Annotated in this window: 8 protein-coding genes; 4 read left to right on the top strand and 4 right to left on the bottom strand. The window is 59.7% G+C overall.

Translation table 11 applies throughout. The features are described from left to right. Window positions 1-42: 42 nt before the first annotated feature. From trmD to KG698_RS14355, 4 genes are all read left to right on the top strand, one after another. A complete protein-coding gene (gene trmD, locus KG698_RS14370; protein ID WP_213686246.1) occupies window positions 43-852 on the top strand; it encodes a tRNA (guanosine(37)-N1)-methyltransferase TrmD in 810 nt (269 codons plus the stop codon). Between the two features lie 263 nt (window positions 853-1,115). Next, window positions 1,116-1,499 carry a 50S ribosomal protein L19 gene (gene rplS / locus KG698_RS14365; protein ID WP_213686245.1) on the top strand — a complete coding sequence of 128 codons (384 nt, stop codon included), beginning with the start codon at window positions 1,116-1,118 and terminating at the stop codon, window positions 1,497-1,499. Window positions 1,500-1,510: 11 nt separating this feature from the next. Continuing rightward, a complete protein-coding gene (gene rpmE / locus KG698_RS14360; RefSeq protein WP_213686244.1) occupies window positions 1,511-1,732 on the top strand; it encodes a 50S ribosomal protein L31 in 222 nt (73 codons plus the stop codon). A 162-nt stretch (window positions 1,733-1,894) separates the two neighbouring features. Next, entirely contained in the window at window positions 1,895-2,704 is an 810-nt protein-coding gene (locus KG698_RS14355; RefSeq protein ID WP_213686243.1) for a division plane positioning ATPase MipZ, read from the top strand. A gap of 60 nt (window positions 2,705-2,764) precedes the next feature. Here KG698_RS14355 and KG698_RS14350 read toward each other — a convergent pair whose 3' ends face one another. The 4 genes from KG698_RS14350 to KG698_RS14335 all read right to left on the bottom strand — a co-directional run. Further along, a complete protein-coding gene (locus KG698_RS14350) occupies window positions 2,765-3,775 on the bottom strand; it encodes a cytochrome d ubiquinol oxidase subunit II (RefSeq protein WP_213686242.1) in 1,011 nt (336 codons plus the stop codon). 5 nt (window positions 3,776-3,780) lie between these two features. Next, entirely contained in the window at window positions 3,781-5,217 is a 1,437-nt protein-coding gene (locus KG698_RS14345) for a cytochrome ubiquinol oxidase subunit I (protein ID WP_213686241.1), read from the bottom strand. 12 nt (window positions 5,218-5,229) lie between these two features. Next, complete coding sequence (locus tag KG698_RS14340) at window positions 5,230-5,781, bottom strand: GbsR/MarR family transcriptional regulator (protein WP_213686240.1); 552 nt, start codon at window positions 5,779-5,781, stop codon at window positions 5,230-5,232. A 361-nt stretch (window positions 5,782-6,142) separates the two neighbouring features. Next, on the bottom strand, window positions 6,143-6,499 hold a 357-nt coding region (locus tag KG698_RS14335; RefSeq protein WP_213686239.1), incomplete at its 5' end, for a S1 RNA-binding domain-containing protein.

Below are 6,499 nucleotides of genomic sequence, written 5' to 3'. Positions count from 1 at the left end.
ATTCTCTGGCCCAGCATCCATATGGGCGCTCACGAGGACGACATGACCGATACACCAGCGAAATCTCATGGCAGGCTGGCGATCTCTGCCAGTGTCACGCCACGCGACCTGATGAGCGAGACGCCGCGCCTCAAGGGGGCGTGGTGCGCCAAGGTCGTGACGCTTTTCCCCGACCTTTTTCCCGGTGTGCTGGGGGCCTCGCTGACGGGCAAGGCCTTGCAACACGGGCTTTGGGCGCTCGAGGCGATTGATCTGCGCAGCTTTGGCACAGGCAAGCACCGCCAAGTCGATGACACGCCCGCAGGGGGCGGCGCGGGGTTGGTGATGAAACCCGATGTTGTCAGCCGCGCGCTTTCCATGGCCGAGATCGGCACACCCACCGATCCGGCACGCTGGCCGCGCGTCTATCTCTCACCGCGCGGCAAGCCCTTTTGTCAGGCCGACGCCGCGCGTTTCGCGCAGGCCGAAGGCATGACGCTTTTGTGCGGGCGCTTCGAAGGTGTGGACCAGCGCGTGATCGAGCAACATGGCCTCGAAGAGGTGAGCCTTGGCGATTTCGTCCTGACGGGCGGGGAAATCGCCGCCCAAGCCCTGCTCGACGCCACGGTGCGGCTGATCCCCGGTGTCTTGGGCAATGCCGCCTCGACCGAAGAGGAAAGCTTTTCCGATGGGCTTCTCGAACACCCCCAGTATACCCAGCCCCGCGAATGGAAGGGGCGGTCTATTCCTGATGTGCTTTTGTCCGGCAACCATGGCGAGATCGCCAAATGGCGCCGCGCCGAGGCAGAGCGGTTGACCGCCGCCCGCCGCCCCGATCTTTGGGCCGCATATCAGGCCCGCAAGGGCGATTGAACGCGTTGGAATCAGCTTGATCCGCCGCAAAAGCCGGCCTATACGCAGCCCACGCCCGCGGGGGTAACTCCAGCGGGCTTCCGTTTTCGTGCATACTTCGGCACGGGCCTGCGACGGATCAATGAACAAGCAAGGGTCAGACGACCTCTGACGGGCGCCCCGCGCAGGCGGACACAGGCGAACCCGAGTGAAGATCAGAGCTCTCGGCGCAAGACCATGACATCTCCGCGGAACAACCGTGGGCAAACATAGGAGTGGATCAGATGAACCTGATCGCACAGATCGAGGCGGAACAAATCGCCGCCCTCGGGAAAACCATTCCCGATTTCAAGGCCGGCGACACCATTCGCGTCGGCTACAAGGTGACTGAAGGCACGCGTTCGCGCGTCCAGAATTACGAGGGCGTCTGCGTCAGCCGCCGTCACGGTTCGGGCATTGCCGCCTCTTTCACCGTTCGCAAGATTTCCTTCGGCGAAGGTGTCGAGCGCGTTTTCCCGCTGCATTCGACCAATATCGAGTCGATCGAAGTGGTCCGCCGCGGCAAAGTACGTCGCGCCAAGCTGTATTATCTGCGCGCGCGTCGCGGCAAATCTGCCCGTATCGCCGAGGATAACACCTACAAGCCGCAAGCCGGCGCCGATAAATAAGGACCCGCGTGATGAAAAAGGATATCCACCCCGACTATCACGTCATCAACGTCAAGATGACCAATGGCGACATGGTCCAGATGCGCTCGACCTGGGGCAAGGAAGGCGACACCATGTCGCTCGACATCGACCCCACTGTTCACCCGGCATGGACCGGCGGTGGGCAGCGCTTGATGGATACCGGCGGCCGCGTGTCGAAGTTCAAAAAGAAATACGAAGGCCTCGGCTTCTAAGCCACGGCTTTTTGGCAGATCTGAACGCCGCCCCTTGGGGGCGGCGTTTTTCTTTGGTGATTGCGGCTTAACCTTTCACTAAGATTGGCGTATCATTCGCCACATATTGCGGGCTTTCGTTTGAGCGTGCATAGATGTTGAGGCGTATATTGGGGGCTCGGCGTGGCGCATATTATCGTTTTGGGCAATGAAAAAGGCGGCTCGGGCAAATCTACCACCGCGATGCATGTGGCAACGGCGCTGGCAAGGATGGGCCATGTGGTGGGCGGGCTCGATCTCGACCTGCGCCAACGCAGCTTTGCGCGCTACATCGATAACCGCGCATCCTCTATCGCCGCGCAACATCTCGATATTGCCACGCCAGAGCTTTTGGAATTGCCTCAGGTTGACCCTGCCCAGTTGAGCGAGGGCGAAAACAGCCTCGACAAACGGCTTGCCGCCGCCGTGGCAACGTTGGAGGGGCGGTGCGATTTCATCGTCATCGATTGCCCCGGCAGCCACACGCGCCTTAGCCAAGTGGCCCATAGCTTGGCTGATACGCTGATCACGCCAATGAACGACAGTTTCGTCGATTTCGACCTTTTGGGCCGTATCGATATCGATGGCATGACCATCAAGGGGCCAAGCGTCTATTCCGAAATGGTCTGGCATGCCCGCCAGTTGCGCGCCAAGGCCGGGTTAAAGCCGATGGATTGGATCGTGGTGCGCAACCGTTTGGGCGCGCAAGAGATGCACAATAAACGTAAGGTCGGACGCGCGCTTGAAAGCCTATCTGAGCGGATCGGATTTCGTGTGGCACCCGGCTTTTCCGAGCGCGTTATTTTCCGCGAACTCTTTCCCAGCGGCATGACACTTCTAGACCTGCGAGAGTTGGGTGTGGACCGGCTCAACATCTCGAACCTTGCCGCGCGTAACGAGTTGCGTGACCTGATGCGGGCGTTAAACCTGCCGGGGGTCAGCGTCGATTTTTAACGCGCAGCCTGTTCGTTTCTTCGTGCGAGACAGGCCAAGGCGCGGTCAGGCGACACGCCCTCAATCGTAGCGTAGCTCGGTCGCCTTGCCGCGAAAGATCGTATAGGCCAGCACCGAGTATCCGGCGATCACCGGCACGACGACGCAGGCCCCGACAAAGATAATGAACAGGCTTTCCGGGGCCGAGGCCGCCTCGTAGATCGTGAGCCGCTCAGGCACGACATAGGGGTAAAAGCTGTAGGCCATGCCGAGATAGGCTAACGCAAAAAGCGCGGTTGAGACAGCAAAGGGCAGCCAAGAGCGGCGATCATCGGCGAAGGGCATGGCGCGCAGCATCCGCCAAAGCCAGATGATGAGCAGCCCCGACAGGATGGGAAGCGGCGCGAGGTAGAGCACCTGCGGAAAGCTAAGCCATTTCTCGAACAGCCGTGTGGAGACAAGCGGCGTGGCAAGTGATACAGCCCCGATCCCCAGCACAACACCCCACAGGCTTTCGCGTGCCCAGCGCAGGGATTTATGCTGCAATTCAGCTTCGGTCTTATGCACCAACCATGCAGCGCCGATGAAGCTATACCCAACCGCGAGAAACACAGCCGTGAGCGTCGCAAAACCATAGGTCGCCCATGTCTGCTCTAGCCCCATGACGTAGAGGCCCAGCATGAAACCCTGCGCCAAGGCGGTCATGAGCGAGCCGGTAAAGAACAAGCGGTTCCACAGCCGCTTATGTTGCGCGCGCGCCTTGGCGCGGAATTCAAACGCCACACCGCGCAAGATCAGCCCAACCAACATGATGAAAACAGGCAGATAAAGCGCAGTCAGGATCATCCCATGCGCCTGTGGGAAAGCCACCAGCAAAAGACCCACGGCCAAGACCAGCCATGTCTCATTGGCGTCCCAGAACGGGCCGATAGAGCCGATCATCTTGTCTTGTTCACCCGGCGTGGCGAGCGGAAACAAGATGCCCACACCCAGATCGAAGCCGTCAAGAACAACATAGACAAGGATGGAAAAGCCCATGAGCGAGGCAAAGGCCCAAGGCAGCCAATCGGCGGGATTTGCGAAATCGGGCATCAGGTTCACTCCGCCGGGCTAAGGGCCATGACACCGGCCTTGCCGGAATGGCTCATGTCGATTGCACGCCCATCATCGCCTTTTGCTGCCTTGCGCGCGAGATAGGCGATGACGCCGATATAGGCGAACAAAAGCGCCGCATAGATCGCGAGATAGGTGATGAGCGTGCCCAAGACCAAGGGCGCGGGCACATCGGCCACCGCCATCTCGGTCGTCATGACACCCTGCACGAGCCAAGGCTGGCGGCCGATTTCGGTGGTGTACCAGCCCGCAAGCGTGGCGATCCAGCCCGAAAAGGCCATCGGCACCAGCGCCCAAAGGATTGGCTTGGGCAAGCCTTCGACGGCAAGCCAATGGCCAGCCATCCGCCCCTCGTGCCGCGCGCGACGCCACCACATGAAACCGACGGCGGCCCAGCTGAGCAACAGCATCGCCATGCCGGTGCCGACCATCACGCGGAAGGACCAGAAAACCGGGGCCACGGGCGGATGCATGACCGTGCCATCCTCGGCCACGAATGCATCAAGGCCCTTGAGCACACCATCCCACTTATGGGTCAAGATGAAGGAGGCGAGGCCGGGGATCTCGATCGCCATATGGTTGGTGCGTGCCGCCTCATCGGGGATGCCGAACAGCACAAGCGGCGCGCCGGCTTGGGTTTCCCAAAGCCCCTCCATCGCGGCGACCTTGGCGGGTTGATACTCTTTGGTATTCAGCCCGTGCAGATCGCCCATGAAGATCTGGACCGGGATCAAGAGCGCACCAATCGCGACACCCACCTTGAGCATCGCGCGCACCTCGCGCGAGCGGTCGCCCAAGAGCCAGCGAAAGGCCGACACTCCCGCAATCAAAAAGCCCACGGTCAGAAAGCTTGCCAACATCATATGGGCAAAGCGGTAGGGCATAGAGGGGTTGAAGATGATCGCCCACCAATCCGTGGCAAAGGCCACGCCATCGACCATCTCAAAGCCCTGTGGCGTGTGCATCCAAGAATTCAGCACGATGATCCAGAAAGCCGACATGCTGGTGCCGAAGGCCACAAGGAATGTCGCCAGCATATGCAGCCAACCCGGCACCCGCGAAAAGCCAAAAAGCATGATGCCGATAAACACCGCCTCAAGGAAAAAGGCGGTCAACACCTCATAGGCCAAGAGCGGCCCTGCGATATTGCCCACGGTCTCCATAAAGCCCGGCCAATTGGTGCCGAACTGGAAGGACATGGTGATGCCCGACACGACCCCCATCGCAAAGGACAGCGCGAAGATCTTTACCCAAAAGCGATAGGCGGCCATCCATTTATCATCGCGCGTCTGCGCGTAGCGGACGCGGAAAAAGAACAAGACCCAGCCCAGCGCGATGGTGATCGTCGGGAACAGGATGTGAAACGAGATATTGGCCGCGAATTGGATGCGGCTCAGGATCAAGGTGTCGAGCGTTTCCATATCAATCATCCCCTACTTGCGTTTCGTCAGCGTGGGGAACATGCCCCCGGTCTTTTCAATCAACCCCGCAATGCGCGAGCCAAACGTCATCAGCTTGACCAAGCGCTCGGTCTCAAGCTTTTCCATCTCGGCGTAAAAGCCGGTCATCATCTCGATCATCTCGCGCAATTCGGCGATCCGCGCCTCGGCGTAATCATCACCGGCGGGGCCCTGTAGCTCAAGCTCGCGCAGCTTGGTCAAGGTCGGGTCAATCTCGCGCTTCTTGCGTTCGGAAACCAGCGTGCGGACAATTTCCCACAGATCGTCAGGGGTGGTGAAATAATCGCGCCTGTCGCCCGGCACATGCTTGAGCCGCACAAGGTTCCAGCTTTGCAACTCTTTCAGCCCCATCGAGGTGTTCGAGCGGCTGATTGACAGCGCATCGGTGATGGTTTCGGCATTGAGCGGCGCAGAGGAGATGAACAACAGCGCATAGATCTGGCCCACGGTGCGATTGATGCCCCAGCGGCTTCCCATCTCACCGAAGTGCAAAACGAACTCCTGTTGCAGCGGTGTCAGCGTCATTGCTCAAATCCTGTTCGCTCAGTCATTTCAGAAATTTCTGAAATCTAAGTAAACGTATTCAGTGGCAAAGCAACAGCGAAATGATGCGACAGAATGCCAAACGGGCAGTGCGATCAAAAAGACCCCGCGCCGATCAGACGCGGGGTTGAGGGGTATGGCGGCCGCAAGCCGGGGACGTTGGGGGACAGGGCAGCCGTGCATCCAAGCCTGCGCGCGGCATATGACAGCAAGATGTCGCAAGAAACGCGCTGGGGTTTTATCCACAGATTTCTGCCCGCTTACTGCATGACCTCAAGAAAAAAGGCCCCGCTCAACGCGGGGCCTTTCCGAATGCAGGGCAAAAGCCCCGCAGTTTTCGATCTCAGTCCTCGCGCTTGAGCGCGGCACCAAGGATATCGCCAAGCGATGCACCCGAATCAGACGAGCCATACTGTTCGACGGCTTCTTTCTCTTCGGCAATCTCGCGTGCCTTGATCGACAGGCCAAGACGACGGGTCTTGGGGTCGATATTGGTCACGCGCACATCGATCTTGTCACCGACCTGGAACCGCTCAGGGCGCTGATCGGCACGGTCACGGCTCAGGTCCGAGCGGCGGATGAAGGATTTCATGCCTTCATATTCCACCTCGACACCACCCTCTTCGATCGCCGTGACGGCAACGGTGATGATCGAGCCGCGCTTCACGCCACCGATGGCTTCGGCAAAGGGGTCGCCTTC

Source organism: Roseicyclus sp. (assembly GCF_018402035.1).
GTDB lineage: Bacteria > Pseudomonadota > Alphaproteobacteria > Rhodobacterales > Rhodobacteraceae > Roseicyclus.
Note: the sequence above shows the minus strand (reverse complement) of the source record. Positions and strands in the feature narration are given on the sequence as shown.